Annotated in this window: 16 protein-coding genes; 4 read left to right on the top strand and 12 right to left on the bottom strand. The window is 41.5% G+C overall.

The window, feature by feature from the left end; genetic code table 11:
• Positions 1-134: 134 nt before the first annotated feature.
• From RCH62_RS01955 to yycF, 4 genes are all read right to left on the bottom strand, one after another.
• Entirely contained in the window at positions 135-524 is a 390-nt protein-coding gene (locus RCH62_RS01955) for a YbaN family protein (protein ID WP_373689705.1), read from the bottom strand.
• A 211-nt stretch (positions 525-735) separates the two neighbouring features.
• Positions 736-1545: an MBL fold metallo-hydrolase gene (locus RCH62_RS01950; RefSeq protein WP_023023917.1), complete on the bottom strand. Its 810-nt coding sequence runs from the start codon at positions 1543-1545 to the stop codon at positions 736-738.
• A gap of 8 nt (positions 1546-1553) precedes the next feature.
• Positions 1554-2900, bottom strand: a complete 1347-nt coding sequence (vicK, locus tag RCH62_RS01945) for a cell wall metabolism sensor histidine kinase VicK (RefSeq protein WP_125374346.1) — start codon at positions 2898-2900, stop codon at positions 1554-1556.
• On the bottom strand, positions 2893-3594 hold the full coding sequence (yycF, locus tag RCH62_RS01940) for a response regulator YycF (protein ID WP_125374347.1): 702 nt from the start codon (positions 3592-3594) through the stop codon (positions 2893-2895). Before yycF ends, vicK begins: the two co-directional genes overlap by 8 nt.
• A 574-nt stretch (positions 3595-4168) precedes the next feature.
• On the opposite strand from yycF, the gene RCH62_RS01935 reads away from it, so the two are divergent.
• A complete protein-coding gene (locus RCH62_RS01935) occupies positions 4169-5218 on the top strand; it encodes a DUF389 domain-containing protein (RefSeq protein ID WP_306474496.1) in 1050 nt (349 codons plus the stop codon).
• 359 nt (positions 5219-5577) lie between these two features.
• On the opposite strand, the gene thrS is transcribed toward RCH62_RS01935, so the two are convergent.
• The 4 genes from thrS to ccpA form a co-directional block, all read right to left on the bottom strand.
• Complete coding sequence (gene thrS / locus RCH62_RS01930) at positions 5578-7521, bottom strand: threonine--tRNA ligase (protein WP_306474503.1); 1944 nt, start codon at positions 7519-7521, stop codon at positions 5578-5580.
• 384 nt (positions 7522-7905) lie between these two features.
• Positions 7906-9228, bottom strand: a complete 1323-nt coding sequence (locus RCH62_RS01925) for a glycosyltransferase family 4 protein (RefSeq protein ID WP_306474495.1) — start codon at positions 9226-9228, stop codon at positions 7906-7908.
• Position 9229: 1 nt separating this feature from the next.
• Positions 9230-10228, bottom strand: coding sequence for a glycosyltransferase family 4 protein (locus tag RCH62_RS01920; protein WP_306474494.1), 999 nt, complete (start codon positions 10226-10228; stop codon positions 9230-9232).
• Between the two features lie 95 nt (positions 10229-10323).
• Positions 10324-11328: a catabolite control protein A gene (gene ccpA / locus RCH62_RS01915; RefSeq protein WP_006595886.1), complete on the bottom strand. Its 1005-nt coding sequence runs from the start codon at positions 11326-11328 to the stop codon at positions 10324-10326.
• Between the two features lie 160 nt (positions 11329-11488).
• Between ccpA and RCH62_RS01910 the strand changes: the two genes are divergently transcribed.
• A complete protein-coding gene (locus RCH62_RS01910; RefSeq protein ID WP_023023931.1) occupies positions 11489-12571 on the top strand; it encodes a Xaa-Pro peptidase family protein in 1083 nt (360 codons plus the stop codon).
• Positions 12572-12595: 24 nt separating this feature from the next.
• A complete protein-coding gene (locus RCH62_RS01905; RefSeq protein ID WP_219074529.1) occupies positions 12596-12934 on the top strand; it encodes a cytochrome O ubiquinol oxidase in 339 nt (112 codons plus the stop codon).
• Positions 12935-13030: 96 nt separating this feature from the next.
• Here the strand turns inward: RCH62_RS01905 and RCH62_RS01900 are convergent, their stop codons facing one another.
• The 4 genes from RCH62_RS01900 to RCH62_RS01885 all read right to left on the bottom strand — a co-directional run bounded on the left by RCH62_RS01900 (position 13031) and on the right by RCH62_RS01885 (position 17966).
• The gene (locus tag RCH62_RS01900; RefSeq protein WP_048789598.1) at positions 13031-13480 is read right to left on the bottom strand and encodes an Rrf2 family transcriptional regulator; all 450 of its coding nucleotides are present in this window, start codon (positions 13478-13480) and stop codon (positions 13031-13033) included.
• A gap of 143 nt (positions 13481-13623) precedes the next feature.
• Positions 13624-14466 carry a metallophosphoesterase gene (locus RCH62_RS01895; RefSeq protein ID WP_306474493.1) on the bottom strand — a complete coding sequence of 281 codons (843 nt, stop codon included), beginning with the start codon at positions 14464-14466 and terminating at the stop codon, positions 13624-13626.
• Positions 14467-14535: 69 nt separating this feature from the next.
• Positions 14536-17253: an FtsX-like permease family protein gene (locus tag RCH62_RS01890; protein WP_306474492.1), complete on the bottom strand. Its 2718-nt coding sequence runs from the start codon at positions 17251-17253 to the stop codon at positions 14536-14538.
• An 11-nt stretch (positions 17254-17264) separates the two neighbouring features.
• Positions 17265-17966 carry an ABC transporter ATP-binding protein gene (locus RCH62_RS01885; protein WP_048789595.1) on the bottom strand — a complete coding sequence of 234 codons (702 nt, stop codon included), beginning with the start codon at positions 17964-17966 and terminating at the stop codon, positions 17265-17267.
• 544 nt (positions 17967-18510) lie between these two features.
• Here RCH62_RS01885 and RCH62_RS01880 point away from each other — a divergent pair.
• Complete coding sequence (locus RCH62_RS01880; protein WP_048789594.1) at positions 18511-19071, top strand: TetR/AcrR family transcriptional regulator; 561 nt, start codon at positions 18511-18513, stop codon at positions 19069-19071.
• Positions 19072-19102: the final 31 nt, after the last annotated feature.

The raw sequence follows: 19102 nt of genomic DNA, 5'->3' as shown, positions 1-19102 counted from the left end.
TTATGCATCTGGATTGAATCCTGTGACCTATTCCGTCCAAAAGATACACCCCTCTATTATACCAAAAAAGAGTGCGTCTCGCACTCCTTTCCCTTGTTTTCACGATAGGATTTAGGACCTATTCTGTCCTTATATCATTCTTCTTTATCCGGAATCACTTTGAACAAATAATAACTGATAAAAATAGTTAATCCCAGTAGACCTAATTTCACAAACCAGAGTGGTGCCAGGTAAATGGAAATCCCCATCAAAAGATAAATTTGTAGAATAATTCTTTTTTTCCGCTTTTTAGAGATCGACTTTGTTTCCCGATAATCCGCTACATAAGTTTGGTACAACTTGGTCCCATGTAACCAGTCTTCAAACCGTTGAGAACTCTTGGCAAAACAAGCCATGGCTAATAAAAGAAACGGGGTCGTAGGTAAAATAGGTAAAGGAATCCCAATAATCCCTAATCCTAAGGAAATAAACCCTACTGTTATATACACATATTTCAAACTAACTGCTCCTATCCTTCCACTCATTTCAAGCCTACAACACTGACCTAAAAGAGGCTGAGACAAAACTCCTAGCCTCTCAATTGTCTTTGGATTTCCGAGCAAGACGCAGTGGTTGAGTGGGCTCTACTACGCTGATTTCATCAGCTTTACAGCCCTACTCAACTGTGCGGAGGTGGGACGACGAAATCGAAGTCTAACGAATTACCGATTTCTGTCCCACTCTCTTTTTAATCATTTAGATATCTACTAATGGAGTCGCTGTATCTGGAGATGTATCCAAGACGTCAAAATCATGCCCCACTGCTAGATCTGCTCGAGCCAGTTGATTGACCATGGTCATATGGGCCAATTCCTTGATATTGTTTTCCTTGGATAAGTGGCCCAGATAAATCTTTTTGGTCTTATTGCCTAGAGTCCGAATCATGGCATCTGCACCATCTTCATTAGAGAGGTGGCCCAAATCAGATAAAATCCGCTGCTTTAATCGCCAAGCATAAGAGCCAGCTCGTAGGATTTCCACATCGTGGTTGGACTCGATCAAATAGCCATCTGCATTTTCAACAATCCCTGCCATTCGATCACTGACATAACCTGTATCCGTCAGCATGACAAAACTCTTCCCATCCTTCATGAAACGATAGAACTGGGGAGCCGCAGCATCATGACTGACACCAAAACTTTCCACATCCAAATCCCCGAAGGTTACGGTCTTGCCCATTTCAAAAAGATGTTTCTGGGAGTCATCAACCTTCCCAAGGTACTTGCTTCCCTCCATGGCCTTCCATGTAGCTTCATTGGCGTATAGGTCCATCCCGTATTTACGAGCTAGTACACCAACACCATGAATGTGATCTGAATGTTCATGTGTAATCAAAATAGCGTCAAGATCTTCGGGTTTTCGATCAATTTCTGCAAGCAAACCTGTAATCTTCTTCCCGGACAAGCCTGCATCTACTAGAATTTTTTTCTTAGGTGTCTCTAGGTAAAATGAATTACCACTCGAACCCGAAGCTAAAATACTATACTTAAACCCTTTTTCATCCATTTGTTTTCTTATTCACCTTCATTATCCCATCCATCATCCAGGATAGCATCTTTATCATATGGTAGAACAATCGTGAAAGTAGAACCTTTTCCATATTCACTCTTGGCCCAAATAAATCCTTTGTGCTGCTTGATAATTTCCTTCGCAATGGCAAGTCCTAAACCAGTCCCACCCTGGGCGCGACTACGTGCCTTATCCACGCGATAAAAGCGGTCAAAAATACGAGGAAGGTCCTTTTTAGGAATCCCTAATCCCTCATCTGAAATCGAAATAATCAACTGGGCATCCGTTGTTTTCATCCCCACACGAATTTCCCCACCATCTGGGGAATATTTAATAGCGTTATTTAAGATATTGTCTAAAACCTGCGTCATCTTATCTGTGTCAATTTCAACCCAGACAGGAGAAATAGGATAATCACGAACAATATCATATTTCTTCTCTCCAGCCTGGTTCTTCATCTTATCGAAGCGGTTCAAAATGAAGGTGATAAAGGCTGTAAAGTTAGTCAATTCAACATCTAATTGACTGGTTTCATTATCGATCCGTGAAAGACTCAATAAATCCGTCACCATCCGCATCATCCGGTTGGTCTCTGTCAAAGATACTTTAACAAATTCCGGTGCAACTGGCTCGGAAATCGCTCCGTCATCCAAGGCCTCCAAGTAGGATTTGACACTGGTCAGTGGGGTTCGGAGTTCATGACTAACGTTGGATACGAATAAACGACGTTCCCGCTCTTCCTTGTCCTGTTCGGTTGTGTCATGCAAAACGGCAACTAGACCAGAAATAAAACCAGATTCTCTCCGAATCAAGGCGAAGCGAACCCGTAAAGAGATGTACTCCCCATTTTCATCCTGCGAATCGATCGTCAATTCTGGAACATTGGTAATCAAGTCTCGCAGTTCATACTCTTCACTAATACCAAGCAAATCCAGAATACTGATGTTCATGACCTCTTCGACCACGACATTAAGTTGTTTGGCAGCCATTTCATTGACTAGGATAATCTGCCCACGACGATTGGTCGCTAAAACCCCATCTGTCATATAGGAAAGAATACTGGTCAAGCGCTTGGTTTCTTGCTCCAAATTTTCATGCGTCAAACGGATAACTTCTGATAAATCATTGATACTGTTGGAAATCTCTGTCAATTCAGGACCTCCTTGTAAATCAATAATATCTGAATATTCTCCAGCAATCAAACTCTTAATTTTATCATTCAACAGGCGTAGCTTCATGTTATCCCGACGATTTTCTAGAATCAGCAAGGCCACCACGATAATAAATCCAAGAGTGAGTAATATAAAAACAAAATTATAAGAGGTCATGACTTCTTTGATGTGATTAATCATTGTTTCTCATATAGTAACCGACACCGCGGCGCGTTAAAATATACTCCGGACGGCCTGGAATATCTTCGATTTTTTCACGCAAACGTCGAATCGTTACGTCCACTGTCCGAACATCTCCAAAATAATCGTAGCCCCAGACTGTTTCCAGCAAATGCTCACGGGTCATGACTTGGCCTACATGGGTTGCCAAGTGATAGAGCAGCTCAAATTCGCGATGGGTCAACTCGAGCTCTTTGCCTTTTTTCTGAGCAAGGAAGGCATCCGGAATGATTTTCAAATCACCAATCACAATATCTGAATCTGATGTAGACTCTGTCTGTGATTCTACCGTTAGTTCTGTCCGACGCAATAAAGCTTTTACGCGAGCTTGAAGCTCACGATTTGAGAATGGCTTAGTCACATAGTCATCCGCACCAATTTCAAGACCGATGACCTTATCAAATTCTGTATCTTTTGCAGATAAGACAATAATCGGCACATTACTGGTCTTTCGAATGGTACGTGCTACTTCCAAACCATCAATTTCAGGAAGCATGAGGTCCAAGATCAAAATATCTGGGCTCTCAGCTTCAAAAATAGCCAGTGCTTCTTTTCCATCGAAGGCAGTCAAGACTTCATAGCCTTCTTTGGCCATATTGAATTTTATAATATCCGAAATCGGCTTTTCATCATCTACAACAAGAATTTTCTTCATACATGTACCTACTTCTATTTTTTCTTTGCTTCTTCAAATCTCTGTCCTTTCATTATAGCAAATTTCTTTGAAAAATGGGAGTTATACTTTGATTTGTAAAGAAAGAGAAAGAAAAAGGTTGTGCAATAGAAAAAATGATAATAACAACATAGAAGTCACTAAAATAGTGCTTGAATAATTATTTTCAATCCACAAAAAAGCTAGGTTTGAAGCCTAGCTTTTCTATCTGTTATTTTTCAACACGGGATTTGTTGGCGATATCACCTAGGATTGTTGCAACACACTCATCATGTTTAATCATTAAAACGGTATCTTCTTTCAGAGGACATACCGTTCTTCCTTCTTTGAATAAGGAATCTAAAATTTCTGACTTTCTCTATCTGTTCAATTGATAGATTTCTTCAGAAAAGGCTGTAAAATTTTTGATATAATGTTAAGGATGGATTGATGGATATTTAAAAGATAATGTTCAAAAGAATTACAAATGAGAACTAAAAATATGTCAAATTGGACATAAGTCTCTCTACCATCATCCAGGCAGAAACAAGATTATATGAAATAAAAGGAGTAACCAATGACCAGAAACTATTCAACACGTGAATTCCGCGAGAAACTATATGATGACCTTCATGTTCGATTAAGAGATACAGTGATTTTGATGTGTGCGATTTTTATTGCCTCTATAGGTCTAAATACGAATTCAACAGCTGTCATTATTGGAGCCATGCTGATTTCCCCTCTTATGACACCGATTATTGGACTGGGGTTTGGTTTAGCTATTTTTGATACGCGTTTAATCAAGCAATCTCTAGAGGTTTTATTTACTCAAGTATTGGTCAGTTTGCTTGTATCGACTCTATATTTCTGGATTTCTCCCTTATCTTATGCAAGTAGCGAGTTGATTGCACGAACATCTCCAACCATTTGGGATGTTCTCATTGCTATTGCTGGTGGGATAGCAGGTTTTATTGGTTCAAGGAAAAAAGAAGCAAACAATATCGTGCCAGGAGTAGCCATTGCAACTGCTCTAATGCCACCTATCTGTACTGCAGGTTATGGTTTAGCTAATGGAAATGTACGATTCTTATTTGGAGCTCTCTATCTTTTCTTGATCAACTGTGTCTTTATCATGCTAATCAACATTGTTGGAACAAGAATTTTGATGAGAAAATCTCCCTTAAGTTCATTTAATGAGCTAAACATTAAAATGAAAATTGGGTTGATATCCTTGATTGTATTATTGATCCTTCCAGCCAGCTATTCAGCAGTCACTCTGACGATGGATCAAGCGCGAAAAGAAGGGATCAAACAGTTTGTAGGAAAAGAATTCGCTAATCATACGGTCATTAATCAAGTCTACAAGTCAAGTAACAATGAATTGGTCTTGACGGTTGTTGGAGATCCGATTTCAGAAGAAGAATTAGAAACACTCCACCAAAAACAAGCCTCTTACGGTATTCAATCTGTTCAATTGAAAGTCAATCAAGTCCATAATTCGACAAAATTAGATAGTGAGACGACCAAGGAATTTTACGAAAACATTGACAAGTATATCGATCAAAAACTCTCTGAAAAAGATTCACAAAACGATCTCGTAAAAGAAAATGAGGCAGACAAGGATTGAGGATAGTCAACTTATCTAACTCATGGAAGCAAATCTTGGGGGATATCCTATATCCAAAAGTTAATGGATAGAAAGGATTGTTGATGAGGATACTATTTGTGGTGGTTTGACCAATCACTACTAGCTCAGGTTAAACAAAATATAAAAAGGCGGTGGGACAGAAATCGATAGATAAAGTCTCGATTTCTTAGTCCCAGCCCCGCAAGGATGATTAGGAGCTTTTTGAAGTCTAAAAGACGAACAAAAAGTTCAATCAGCTACCGCGTCAAAGTTTGATTGCTAATAAAAAGTGAGGTCGGGATCTTTTGTCCCAACCTCTTTTTTAGGTAGCTGGAATTTTTATCCCAGGTTTTATCGTTTTATTTCTCAACACGAGATTTGTTGGCGATATCAGCTAGGATAGCTGCTATAAACTCATCTACTGACACAGTGTTTGTTTCTTTTTGTCCATAGCGACGAACATTGACAGTTCCGTCTTCCATTTCCTTGTCACCAACGATCAATTGGTAAGGAATCTTGCTTGTTTGTGAAGCACGGATCTTGAACTGCATTTTTTCATTGCGTTCATCCACGTCTGCACGAACCCCACGATCACGAAGTTTCTTCGCCACTTCCCAAGCGTAATCCACATGTTTTTCGTTAGAAACTGGTATAAGAGTTACTTGGTGTGGTGCCAGCCATGTTGGGAAGGCACCCTTGTAGTTTTCAATCAAGATAGCTGTGAAGCGCTCCATAGTTGAGATAACCCCACGGTGAATCATCACTGGACGGTGTTCTTCACCATCAGCTCCGATGTATTTAAGGTCGAAGCGTTCTGGAAGCAAGAAGTCAAGCTGGATAGTAGAAAGAGTTTCTTCTTTACCAAGGGCAGTCTTCACCTGAATATCCAATTTTGGTCCGTAGAAGGCTGCTTCCCCTTCTGCTTCAAAGTAGTCCACGCCCATTTCATCAAGAGCAGCACGAAGCATGGTTTGGGCATTTTCCCACATCTCATCGTTATCAAAATATTTGTGAGTATCTTGAGGGTCACGAAGAGAGAGGCGGAAGCGGTATTCGTTTAGGTTGAAGTCCCCATATACATCAATAATCAATTGAAGAGCACGCTGGAATTCTTCTTGGATTTGTTCTGGAGTCACAAAGAGGTGACCGTCGTTGAGAGACATTTCACGCACCCGTTGAAGACCAGTCAGAGCACCTGATTTCTCATAGCGGTGCATCATTCCGATTTCAGCGATACGGATTGGCAATTCACGGTATGAGTGAACATGGTGTTTGAAGACTTGAATGTGGTGTGGGCAGTTCATTGGACGAAGGACAAATTCTTCACCGTCTCCCATATCCATAGTTGGGAACATATCTTCTTGGTAATGATCCCAGTGACCAGAAGTCTTGTAAAGTTCAACAGAAGCAAGTGGTGGAGTGTAAACGTGTTGGTAGCCAGAAGCCAACTCTTTGTCGACAATGTAACGTTCCAACTCACGACGGATAGTGGCGCCATTTGGCAACCAGAATGGAAGACCTTGACCAACTTCTTGAGAAATCATAAAGAGATCCAATTCTTTACCAAGTTTACGATGGTCACGTTCTTTAGCTTCTTCACGCATTTGAAGGTAGTTCTTCAAGTCTTTCTTGTCAAACCAAGCTGTACCGTAGATCCGTTGCATCATAGCGTTGTCGCTATTTCCACGCCAGTAGGCACCAGCTACATTGAGAAGGTGGAAGATTTGGATGCGGCCTGTTGATGGGACGTGTGGGCCACGGCAAAGGTCTACGTATTCACCTTGACGGTAGATGGTCAACCCACCTTCGTCTTCTGAGTGCTCTTCAATCAATTCCAATTTGTATGGATCGTTTTTGAAGATTTCACGCGCTTCATCTTTGGTCACTTCTTCACGGATTGATGGGAAGTTTTCTTTCACGATTTTCTTCATTTCTTCTTCGATACGAGGAAGGTCTTCGTTAGAGATTTGACCAGCTTGGTTGTCTGTATCGTAGTAGAAACCATCTTCGATGGCTGGACCGACACCCAAGTGGATATCTGGGAAAAGGCGACGAGCTGCTTGAGCAAACAAGTGAGCTGCTGAGTGACGCAAGATTGGAAGAGCATCCTCGTGATCAGGTGTCACGATTTCAATGCTTCCATCTTCAGTGATAGCACGAGTAGTGTCAATGAGTTTGCCGTTGAATTTACCAGCAAGAGCTTTTTTAGCTAGGGAATTGCTGATAGATTGGGCAATTTCAAAAGTTGTAACGCCAGATTCGAATTCACGAACAGCGCCATCTGGGAAAGTAATCTTAATCATGATCTTCTCCTTATAAATTTTTAAATATCTTAGTTGTGGGGAAACTCTTTTTGATTTCTTCATCAAAAGAAACAAAAAAGCGACCTCCTCGAAAGGACGTCGCAACGTGGTTCCACCTTCATTTATGTTCCTCAAAAAAGAGGAACACCTCTGATTGGCTCTAACGTGGCCACCGTTTTATGTTTGCATAAAAAGTTCACCGAGTAGTCCCAAACCTATCCTCTACGCGATTTCCAGCCCCACGCGCTCTCTTTTAGATTTCCTAGATTTGATATGTCTCTGACTAGTATTATAGCACGATTGAAATATTTTGCAAGAGGAAAAAGCTTCCTATCCCCTATGCCAGGAGCCTTACTTTAGGCCCCTTAGCTTTTGAGATGAACTCTAATCCAATAACTTGGTAATGTTGCGAATCTTTTTCACCTGTTTAAAGGAACCCTTCATGATTCTCACAGACCCATTCACAGGCATAGCGATAACTTTTTTTGGAATTTTCACAATAGACTTGGTTACCCGTTTGGTACGGCTTTCCTCAGGATGACGTTCATTATAAAAATCTTTCGAAATAATGGCATCCAGATAGAACTCATAGACCCTGCGACCAAAGTTTGTCGAAGAAATTTCATACAGCTTCTCCTCCCACTTAGCCTCATCCTTTTCTGGTGTGGCTGAGGTCGCTTCTAAAATAGCTGCTGCCAAATCTTCTTCCTGGTCATACAAGATTCCGAACATCCGATCATTGATCACATTATCTAAGTAAGGATTACTCTGAGCAATTAGGGGTGTCCCACTAGCAATACTCTCTAAATAGGTCAAGCCTTGCGTCTCACTAGTCGAAGCTGAAATGAAGAAATCTGCCGCCTTATAGTAAAGAGCTGTTTCATTTGGTGGAATCATTCCTGTGAAGACCACCGCATCTGATACACCAAGCTTGGCCGCTTGTTTTTTTAAATCATCCAGATAAGGCCCATCTCCAGCCACAATCAATTTAATATGCGCATTTTCTTCTAGCACTTTAGGCAAGGCCGCAATAACAGCTTGGATATTTTTCTCGTAAGAAACCCGTGACAAGCTCAAGAGCATGATTTCACCCTCTTGAATGCCTAATTTTTCACGAAGGGCTTGCGTTTCCACTTGTGTGATTTCAGGGCGTTCAAACTTCGCCAGCTCAATTCCTGTCGGAATAATCCGTTTTTCAGCCTTGACCTTATATTTCAGTAAGAGGTCATAGACAATCTCACTCGGGCAGATGACCCCATCCAAGTCATTCATATATCCACGAACAATGTATTTGACCATACTTGGTCGGATAACCATCCCCTTGGCAATATAACGCACATAATCCTCATACTGGGTATGATAGGTATGAATCACTGGAATCCGAAGCTCCTTAGCAATCCATACCCCAAGTAGTCCTAAAGAAAACTCCGTCTGTGTATGGATCATATCCAGCTTGTATTGTTTGGCAATGGCCAAAGCCTTGGTAAAGCCACGATAAGCAATCCGCCGATCCTTAAAAGCAAAGAAAGGGATACTTGGAATGCGGATAATTTGCCAGTCTTCATAGCGGTTGACATCCTTATCCGTCGTCGTAAAGATAAAAACAGTATGTCCCAACTTTTCCAATTCTGTTTTAAGGGTTCGAATACTGGTCGCAACCCCCGATACCTGCGGAAAATAAGTATCTGTAAATAATCCAATACGCATATTACATCTCCAATACCTGCTGATAGGCTTTCACTAGTTGATCGGCTACCAAATCAATTGAGCGACTTTGAGCGACCTGGTCTCCCGCATCTCGCTTATCCACTTGACCAGACAAGACTTTTTCAAGAGAGTCCACAAACTCATCCACTGAATGACACAATTCTGCCGACTCTTGGTCCACCCAACCATGATAAACTGGAATATCCCGGAGGACAACATGCTGGTGACCCGCTAAGGCCTCTAGGACAACAATCCCTTCCGTTTCCTCATAAGACGGGAAGAAGAAGGCATCCGCACCTGTCATGGCCCCTTGGAATACAGCTCCCTTAAAATAGCCAGGGAATTCAACATTGTTAGGATGATCTTTCTCGACCAGACGACGAATAGCCCGAGGAATCAACCATTTATTAATCGATCCCAACCAAATAAAGCGGACATCTGGCATCCGACGAGCCACTTCTACAAAGTCTTCAATCCCTTTTCGTCTAAAGTAGAGACCCGCACATAAAACGACCTTCTCTCCTTCTTGGATATTAAAGTGCTTCCGAAAAACCTCTTCTTTTTTGGGATCTTTTTTATATTTAGACAAATCGATCCCATTAGAAACAGCGACAATTGGAGTCTTGACCCCATAGGACTGAATCAGTTGTTTCGAATACTCTGAAGGGGTAATAATAAAATCGGCTTTTTTATACATATGAGCCAAATATTTGCCAAATAAGGGAGCAAACAAATTGGACCCAATAAATGAATTTTGGAAATCTTCCCGTGTGGAATGCCCATGCATAATGACCTTTTTCCCCCGACGTTTGGCAACATGCAATAGCAACAAACTCCGAGGACCATAGGTATTAATATGAACGACATCGTAGTCTCCTAAAATATCTGTGGTGTAGGGAATTCCAGCCAAATCCAAGGCATGCATCTGGTGTTGGAGGGCACGACCGATCCCCGATTTTTGTAAAACGGATTTTCCTTCAAGATACAGTAATACTTTCATACCCTCTATTATACCTAATTTAGCAGACCCCTTCAAGTTTTACCGGAGATTCATGCAGAGACAAGAAAAAAGGAAGCCTTGGCTTCCTTTTGTTTTTACTTCTTCGTAGTCCCACGATGATTGATGGTATGGGCAAGAAGAACTTCTCTTTCTTCCAATTCTTCCTTATGCATAATTTTTGTCAGCATCCGCATACTGATAGCCCCCAAATCATAAAGTGGTTGGCCTACAGTTGAAAGATTTGGACGAGTGTAGCGTGTAATTTGTGAATCATCACTGGTAATCAACTCAAAATCTTCCGGTACGTTCACACCTTGATCAGCTAGACCATTAAGCAAACCTGCTGCCAATTCATCCCCAGTTACAAAGGCTGCTGTCGCTTTAGATGCAATGATGCGTTCAGCCAAGTTATAGCCTTCTTCATAGCGGTACTTAGACTCAAAAACCAAGCCTTCACTGTAAGACAATTTTTTTGCTTTCAAAGCATCTTTGTAGCCAGCCAAGCGAATCTTACCGTTGATATCATCTACTAATGGTCCACTTACAAAAGCAATCTTTTTATTTCGTTTAGCCAATAGTGTAACCGCGTCTACTGTCGCTTGCTTGTAATCAATATTGACACTTGGCAATTGATGTTCGACATCAACTGTCCCAGCAAGGACCACCGGTGTCCGAGAACGAGAGAATTCTGAACGAATCTTTTCTGTCAAGTGATAACCCATGAAGATAATCCCATCGACCTGTTTTGAGAAAAGAGTATTGACAACAGAAACTTCTTTATCATCGTCTTCATCGCTGTTGGCAAGGACGATGTTGTACTTGTACATTTCAGCAATGTCATCGATCCCCTTTGCCAGAGTAGAGAAATAACTATTGGTAATATTTGGAATCACAACACCTACGGTTGTGGTTTTCTTACTCGCAAGTCCACGAGCTACTGCATTCGGACGATAGTCCAAACGTTCAATGACTTCCAATACTTTTTTACGAGTATTTTCCTTAACGTTCTTATTTCCGTTCACGACACGGCTAACAGTCGCCATTGAGACACCCGCCTCTCGGGCAACGTCGTAAATGGTTACAGTATCGTCTGTATTCATAATACTTCCTTTCTTTATTGAAAATTTCGTTTTCAGTCTTCTATAACAACTATTCTATCACTTATTGTAAACACTTTCAAGCATTTTAACATCTTTTTGCAAACTCTTGATTTTTTAGGGAAAATCTGACAAAATATTATCAATAGAAAGAAGGTAGCTTATGTCTAAATTAGATCAAATTGTAGCATTTCTTGAAACCGAAAAAACGGATGTTGCTGTTGTATCCGATCCTGTCACCATCAATTACCTAACTGGATTTTACAGTGATCCTCACGAGCGTCAGCTCTTCTTGTTCGTTTATCCAGACCATGAACCACTTCTTTTTGTCCCTGCTCTTGAGGTAGAACGGGCGACTGCAGTTGTGGATTTCCAAGTGGTAGGGTACGTGGATTCTGAAAATCCTTGGGAAAAAATCAAAGGGGCTAGCGCTAATCCAGAAGCCAAAAAGGTCGCTTTGGAATTTGATAATTTGATTTTGACCAAGTACCATGGGCTTCGTTCAGTCTTTGAACAAGCAACATTTACCAATCTCAGCCCTCGGATTAACCGCATGCGCTTGATTAAATCTGCTGATGAGATCCAAAAGATGTTAGTTGCTGGTCAATATGCGGATAAGGCTGTCAATATGGGATTTGACGCCATCTCACTGGATAAAACAGAAACTGATATCGTCGCAGAAATCGACTTTGGCATCAAACGCTTGGGCTATGAAATGAGCTTTGAAACTATGGTCTTGACTGGTAATAATGCAGCCAACCCACACGGCATCCCAGGAAGCAACAAAATTGAAAAAGATGCTCTTCTTCTCTTCGACTTGGGCTGTATGGTGAATGGCTATGCTTCAGATATGACGCGAACCGTTGCGGTTGGAAAACCCGATGACTTTAAAAAAGAAATCTACCACTTGACTTTAGAAGCTCAACAGGCTGCTCTAGATATGATCAAACCAGGTGTAACGGCGCATGAAATAGACCGTGCTGCCCGAAGCGTCATTGAAAAAGCAGGATACGGCGAATACTTCAACCACCGCCTCGGACACGGTATCGGAATGGATGTGCATGAATTCCCTTCTATCATGGAAGGAAATGACATGGTCATCGAAGAAGGCATGTGCTTCTCAGTCGAACCAGGCATCTACATCCCTGGAAAAGTCGGAGTTCGGATTGAAGACTGTGGCTATGTCACAAAAGATGGCTTTGGTCTCTTTACCGAAACCAGCAAAGACTTGCTCTATTTTGATTAAGTTAGATAATAAGGAGATTGTTGTATGATTGTTTGGCGTGGTAAAGGCTTGCTCGTTCCCCTTGCTCTTATGATTGGAGGAGCTTTGGCGAATATGATTTATTCCTTCCTGCATCTTAATGTAAATAAGAGTACAGATAGTATCATCTTAGGATGTATGTTGGGAATTCTTGCTGCAGCAGTCAATTATTTGCTAACAAAGAAATTTGTTTCCGATCAAGTTCGATATATGATTGATGAGGAAACAGGGCAACGCATTGCTTTCCGCGATCGTTCTTCCTTCATGTTCATTCCTAATCGTTACTGGACATGGATTTATGTAATTGGATTTATTCTAGTTAGTGTCTTATTTATTAAAAAATAAAAATTAGATAAACTTTAAATCATTTCATTCAACAAAAAAAAGCCTTTCAGTATATACTGAAAGGCTTTTTTACATCAAGTTTCTTACAGACTCAAATCAAGAAACGGTTGCTAGTTCCATTTGTTTCTTGGTTTGCTCCACCACTTCTTTGAGGCTGGTCTGAGACATTTCCTTTTCCATAGCTAACTGAATCTCTTCCAGCTTCCCATCTAGGACACCATGGATGCTATTTCCAATCGGACAAGCTGGATTTGGGTGCTCGTGGAAACCAAATAATTGACCAGTCTTCCCAAGGCACTCAACCGCCTGGTAGATATCTAACAAACTAATGGCTTCCAATTCTTTGGCCATCTCGGCCCCACCTGTTCCACGCGCTACATGGATCAAGCCTGCCTTTTTTAATTGAGACAAGGTTTTCCGAATAATGACCGGGTTCACCCCAACACTGCCAGCAATCATATCACTGGTCACCTTGGTGCAATCTCCTTTTAAAGCAATCATGACTAATACATGGGTTCCAATGGTGAAACGACTTGAAATTTGCATGGATACTCCTCTCTTCCATCTAGATAGGGATGTCTTAAACTGGATCTAAGGCCATCAGTAACTAGATACATTTACTCTTCCGACGTTAAAGTTCTTTCTTTTAGTCTATTATACCCTTATTTGTTGTAATGTCAACTGTTACACTAGTTGAAAAAATCTCTCAACCATGCGTCTACTTCTACATTGTGTCCCTCTCGCTGGGCTATTTCATGTAGAAGCTCATGATTATGAGTATGGTGGACCCCATTGACTAAACTTTCATAGTAAACTTGGAAGTAAGGGAGTTTCAGATCCTTAGCGAGTTGGAGTTCTTTCTCAATGTCATAGGACACCCGCCGAAAGGCAACATCTTTCAAACCCGATTCATCAAACTCTAGAATAGCATACATGGCCCGGAGATCCTTTCGAAGATTGGCTTGCAAAAAGAAGGGGTGACCGATGGAACCCGGGTTCAAGATGAGCTCTCCACCACTTCCATATCGGAAAAATTGTTGGTGGATATGACCATAGACTGCTAGATCACAAGGGGGATTGGTTACGAGGCGATCAAAATCTTTCTGGTCTCCTATATGGATCAATTCGCGTCCCCAGTTTTTGTCTGGCAGATGATGGGTGATGCCCACTCTTAAGCCGGAAATTTCCCGATGCACTTGCATGGGCAGACTTTGCATGGCCTCTATTTCTTCTGGACGAATTTCTTCTAAGATATACTGACAATGGCGCATCAAATAACGGTGACTAGCCCTTGATGGATCCAGCATCCCCTTCATCGCTCGCCACAAGCTATCTTCCCAATTTCCTAAAATCTGTACGGTGATAGGCAATTCTTCAAGTAGGTTCAAAAGATGTCGTCTACCAGTCCCCGGCATAAGGACATCCCCTAATAACCAGTATTCTTCTACACCTGCCCGCTTGGCATCTTCAAGCACAGCCTCTAAAGCAGTTGTATTCCCATGTATATCCGAAAGCAAAGCAATTTTTGTCATGTCTCTTCTCCTTCTCTCATTATACCAAAGCTCTAAAAAACTTCCACCCTAGGGTAGAAGTTTCTTTTTTTATTCAACAGATTTCAAAGCCTCCAGCATGTCTACCTTACGAAGATGATGATTAACCAAGATTCCTAAGCTAGCTAGGATCAGAATGACGCCAGCGATAGGATAAAGATAGACACCAAGGGCTACCCGCGGATAGAAGAGAATGGCATCTGGGGCGATCATGGCAATCAAGAAGCGATGGAGATAAAAACCTCCTAGCAAACCCAATCCTATCCCTACAAGAGACAAGAGGATGGTTTCTCGATAAATATAAAGGGTGACTTCTTGATGATGAAAACCTAATACCTTAATGGTGGATAACTCACGGATTCGTTCTGCCACATTGATATTGGTCAAATTATACAAAATAACCATCGCTAGCAAAATAGATACCAGAACTAAAATCATCATGGTCTTATTCAATGATTGTGCCACAGAACTGAAGAGAGAAATCAAGGAAGTATTTTGCGTAACAGCAAGCACCGCCCCTTCTTCCATCATGTCCCGACTGACCTTCTGGACGAACTGCTGAGAAGAAGACTGTAATCGGACCAAATAGGCATTCATATTAGCGCTTCTTCCATAGGTTTTCTGATAGGTCGCTTGATTCATATAGACAAAATGGCCTACATAATTTTCGGTAATCGCAGCCACCCTAATCTTATGGCCATCTATCCACAAATCATCCCCAACTCCCACCTTGGCCAGCTGCGCTAATTTACTGGTAATCACCGCCCCATTGGATAGGTCGATTCTTCCCCCTTCTGAGCGGAGACTGATAAAGGGTTCCAAGCTGTCTTTAGAGGACACCATCAAGGTCATGCTTTGTTTTCCACGTCCTGATGGATAAGAAGCCTCCACTTGTTTTGTAAAAATGGCTTCTGTCTCTTTAATATCTGCTTGCTTCAAGCGCTTCTTCAAGGATTCTTCCTCTTCGTCTGTCAGACTGGATTTGGTCGAGAGAATCATATCATACTTGAGGATTTCCCCAAACTGACGTTGGGGCACACCACCGACTGAGGATTGAATACCAAGACCCGCAAAGAGAAGAGCAACCGAACCAGCAACACCAAATATGGTCATCACCATCCGCTGTTTGTAGCGAAAAATATTTCTAGCAGTCACCTTTTGGGTGAAACTCAAACGTTTCCACAAAAACGGAAGGCGTTCGAGCAAAATACTGGATCCGGAAACTGGCGGTTTTGGAAGAAGGAGGTGACTGGCTTCTTCCTTCAACTCTCTCTTAGCGACTAGATAAGCTGGAAAGACGCTAGAAAGAAGGGAGAGCCCCAAGGCTAATAAGCTATAGGACCCATAAAAATACTGTTGACTAGTACCCACGACCATCCCCTGAGTGATAATTTGTGAAATGGTTCCTGATAAAACATAATGACCGAGAAGAGTTCCGATGCCTGTCCCAACAGTTCCAGCAACCAAGCCATACAAGAGAAACTTTGCCAAGATATCTTTCGTTCGATAGCCCAAGGCTTTGAACAAGCCCGCATGGCTCCGTTCTTCATCAACAAAACGAGTCATGGTCGTGAACGTGACCATGGCAGCGACTGCGTAGAGTACCACAGGAAATAGATTGCCTACGGCGGAGATACTGGCACTGGCATTACTATACATGAGGTAACCCTGGCCACCTGGAATGGTTTTTCGATCATAGACATGATAGTTTGGTTGCTCTAGATTTTTCAGATCTTCCTTGGCCTTTTCCAGGTCCTTCTGTTTAGTTGCTAGTTCCGATTCACCTGTCTGAATGTTGACCAATTGATAATCTAGTTGCTTTTGAGCTTCTGCCAACTCGAGTCGTCTTGCTTCTAATTCTTCCTTGGGCAAGAGTGTAGATAGTTGATTCAGATTATTGGATTGCTCCGTCAATTGTGTCTGTGCTTGACCTGCCTTTTCGCGTGCGTCTGCTAACTGTTTATTTGCAGCATCAAGTTCTTCTCGCCCTTTTTGGATCTTTTGTTTCCCATCAGCCTGCAGCTTTCGATAGCGCTCCTGACCATTTCCAGCTAAGAGTTTTTTCAGGTCCTTTTGATGGGAGGCCAGACGATCTTGATAGCTGGTTGAGAATGGATTGAACCCCCTCAAATCATCAAACCGAATCCGAGCAAGGCTATAAACAGGACTAGTAAAGGCTTCTTTTGAGAGGACGCCATAGGCATCCAAGGAACCACTCCCACTCCTAGCTTGTCCCAAGTCTTTTTCGGACCACATCTCAGCAGACTTTACAAAGCCAACAATTCGATAGTTTTTTGTCTTTAAAACAGATGGACTTCCAGCTTTTTCATGTATCCTTAGCTGATCCCCAATCTGGTAACGATCTTTCCAAAACGCTGCTAGAGCGACCTCATCTTCCTTCTGCGGAAGCCGTCCTGAAGCCAGCTGAAAGCGTGAGATGGTTTCTGGAATGGAAAACAGTCGAACAGCTTCGTCCTTTCCGTCAAGCGTCACATCTGTCAGGTAGGAAAACTCCAAGCTGGCCCCCGTCAATCCTTGTAGCTCTTCTTGGTCAGTCTTATCCAAACCAAGATCTCCCATGACAGCGAGGTCCAGCATCTCTTGTTTGTCTATAAAGCGCTGGGCAGTCCGATGCATATTTGGAGTCGTTACTTTTAAACCGACCAGGGCTAAGCTACCCAGCATCATCAGCGTTAAAATGGACAAAAAGCGCCCTTTGGAACTGGTAAAGGAATGACATAGATCTTTCCAATATACTTTTCGCTTCATGAACAACCTCCCTAATACTCTAGGCTATCAATATCTAGTGGAGTGTTATGGATGGTCACCGATTTTACTTGGGCATCATGCATCTGAATGACACGATCGGCTATTGGCGCTAAAGAAGCATTATGGGTGACGATAATCACTGTTGCCCCTTTTTTACGAGACATGTCCTGAAGAATCTTTAAAACCTGTTTACCGGTTTGGTAGTCTAAAGCCCCTGTTGGTTCATCACAAAGGAGAATCTTAGGGTTCTTCGCCACTGCGCGCGCAATGGCTACCCGTTGTTGTTCCCCACCAGATAGCTGGGCTGGGAAGTTGTTCAAACGCTCACCCAATCCAACCTCTCTCAAGACTTGTTCAGGGTCTAAGGCATCAGAAACAATTTCAGAAGCCAGCTCAACATTTTCCTTGGCTGTCAAATTAGGGATGAGATTATAAAACTGGAAGACAAAGCCAACATCATTTCTGCGATAATCCGTTCGTTGGTGCGAGGAGAAGCTTGAGATGGCTTTCCCATCCACTAGTACCTCCCCTTCATCATTGCTATCCATACCTCCCAAAATATTGAGGACTGTTGATTTTCCTGCGCCTGATGCCCCCAAAATGATGACCAATTCGCCTTTCTCAATTTCAAAAGTAACATCTTTATTGGCAATGATGTCAGTTTCTCCTGACGGATAGCGCTTGTAACTATGTTTCATCTCAATATAAGCCATATCTTATCTCCCACTTAAACACAAGTTCCTATCTTTATTATAGTCCTTTTTTACCGGAAGACCAAGTACAATCAATCCCTTAAAACGACTAAAAAACAAGAAATTTGTGAGGGATGCATTTCCTCTATTTTATGAATAAAGCCATCCAACAAACTAATACTTTTCTATGCAAAAATAGACAAGGAAAAAGCTTGATCTTATCTAGTTCCTGATATAGAAATCTCCAAGCATCATCTGCCCTCCTCTCCTTAGTTTGTGATATAATAACAAATAAGTATGAATTGTAATGATCGTTTAAATAACTGATATTTCAAGTTTTTCTTTCATTTTTATATAATAGCCCCTTTGAAAGTAGATCTGGGAAAAAATTTTATAATCCTTCCAAAATGGCTTTTATAGTATAAGAATAAGACCTGATTTCAAGCCATTTAGACTTATAGAATGATACTAAAATTTTATTCTGTTGATGAATAAATTTGATTTCTGTATAATATGATGATTAGTGAACAATCATTTATACCAAATACATGATAAAGGAGGAACTATGACCCGAAAAAAGAGAAAAACGAATTCTAAAAATGCTATCCGAAGCGCCCTATCACGCCTGCTTCTTGAACAATCACTTGAAAGCCTTACAATTAGCCAACTAACAAAGGAAGCCGGCATTAATCGAGGTACCTTTTACCTCCATTATGTAGACAAACAAGATATGTTCAACCAGCTTAAATCTGAACTCTTAGGCGAGTTGGGAGAACTTTTCGCTACAAGCACCGTCAATCGAGCAAATTTTCTTGCCTCACTTCAATATATTCAAGATAATTATGACTTTATCTATGCCTTGATGCAGATGGATTACCAAGAATTTCATTTTCTAATGAAAAATTTCACCCTGCAACTTCTTGACGATACTCCACACGCCAAAGACCACTTGGTTAATAAATTCCAAGTTCCTTATAAGTATGCTGTTGAGATCTTTGCAGCTACGATTGAAGCCGTAATCACAAAATGGTTGTCAACTGGTGCAAAAGAAGAGCCGATCGAAATCGCGACAGTCGTGTTAAGTGTGACTGACTTTACCACTTGGAACCAACCCATAACAGAATAAGAAAATGAGAAAACGAAAGTTTTCTTTTTTT

The sequence above is a fragment of the Streptococcus sp. genome (assembly GCF_030825805.1).
GTDB lineage: Bacteria > Bacillota > Bacilli > Lactobacillales > Streptococcaceae > Streptococcus.
This window is presented reverse-complemented; position numbering and strand designations above follow the sequence as displayed.

Bases quoted from the DNA above. Each gene is read 5' to 3' on its own strand.
- RCH62_RS01895 (WP_306474493.1), bottom strand. From the start codon at position 14,466: ATGACAAAAATTGCTTTGCTTTCGGATATACATGGGAATACAACTGCT.
- RCH62_RS01890 (WP_306474492.1), bottom strand. From the start codon at position 17,253: ATGAAGCGAAAAGTATATTGGAAAGATCTATGTCATTCCTTTACCAGT.
- RCH62_RS01910 (WP_023023931.1), top strand. From the start codon at position 11,489: ATGTCTAAATTAGATCAAATTGTAGCATTTCTTGAAACCGAAAAAACG.
- ccpA (WP_006595886.1), bottom strand. From the start codon at position 11,328: ATGAATACAGACGATACTGTAACCATTTACGACGTTGCCCGAGAGGCG.
- RCH62_RS01950 (WP_023023917.1), bottom strand. From the start codon at position 1,545: ATGGATGAAAAAGGGTTTAAGTATAGTATTTTAGCTTCGGGTTCGAGT.
- RCH62_RS01885 (WP_048789595.1), bottom strand. From the start codon at position 17,966: ATGGCTTATATTGAGATGAAACATAGTTACAAGCGCTATCCGTCAGGA.
- thrS (WP_306474503.1), bottom strand. From the start codon at position 7,521: ATGATTAAGATTACTTTCCCAGATGGCGCTGTTCGTGAATTCGAATCT.
- yycF (WP_125374347.1), bottom strand. From the start codon at position 3,594: ATGAAGAAAATTCTTGTTGTAGATGATGAAAAGCCGATTTCGGATATT.
- RCH62_RS01955 (WP_373689705.1), bottom strand. From the start codon at position 524: ATGAGTGGAAGGATAGGAGCAGTTAGTTTGAAATATGTGTATATAACA.
- vicK (WP_125374346.1), bottom strand. From the start codon at position 2,900: ATGATTAATCACATCAAAGAAGTCATGACCTCTTATAATTTTGTTTTT.
- RCH62_RS01880 (WP_048789594.1), top strand. From the start codon at position 18,511: ATGACCCGAAAAAAGAGAAAAACGAATTCTAAAAATGCTATCCGAAGC.
- RCH62_RS01905 (WP_219074529.1), top strand. From the start codon at position 12,596: ATGATTGTTTGGCGTGGTAAAGGCTTGCTCGTTCCCCTTGCTCTTATG.
- RCH62_RS01920 (WP_306474494.1), bottom strand. From the start codon at position 10,228: ATGAAAGTATTACTGTATCTTGAAGGAAAATCCGTTTTACAAAAATCG.
- RCH62_RS01935 (WP_306474496.1), top strand. From the start codon at position 4,169: ATGACCAGAAACTATTCAACACGTGAATTCCGCGAGAAACTATATGAT.
- RCH62_RS01925 (WP_306474495.1), bottom strand. From the start codon at position 9,228: ATGCGTATTGGATTATTTACAGATACTTATTTTCCGCAGGTATCGGGG.
- RCH62_RS01900 (WP_048789598.1), bottom strand. From the start codon at position 13,480: ATGCAAATTTCAAGTCGTTTCACCATTGGAACCCATGTATTAGTCATG.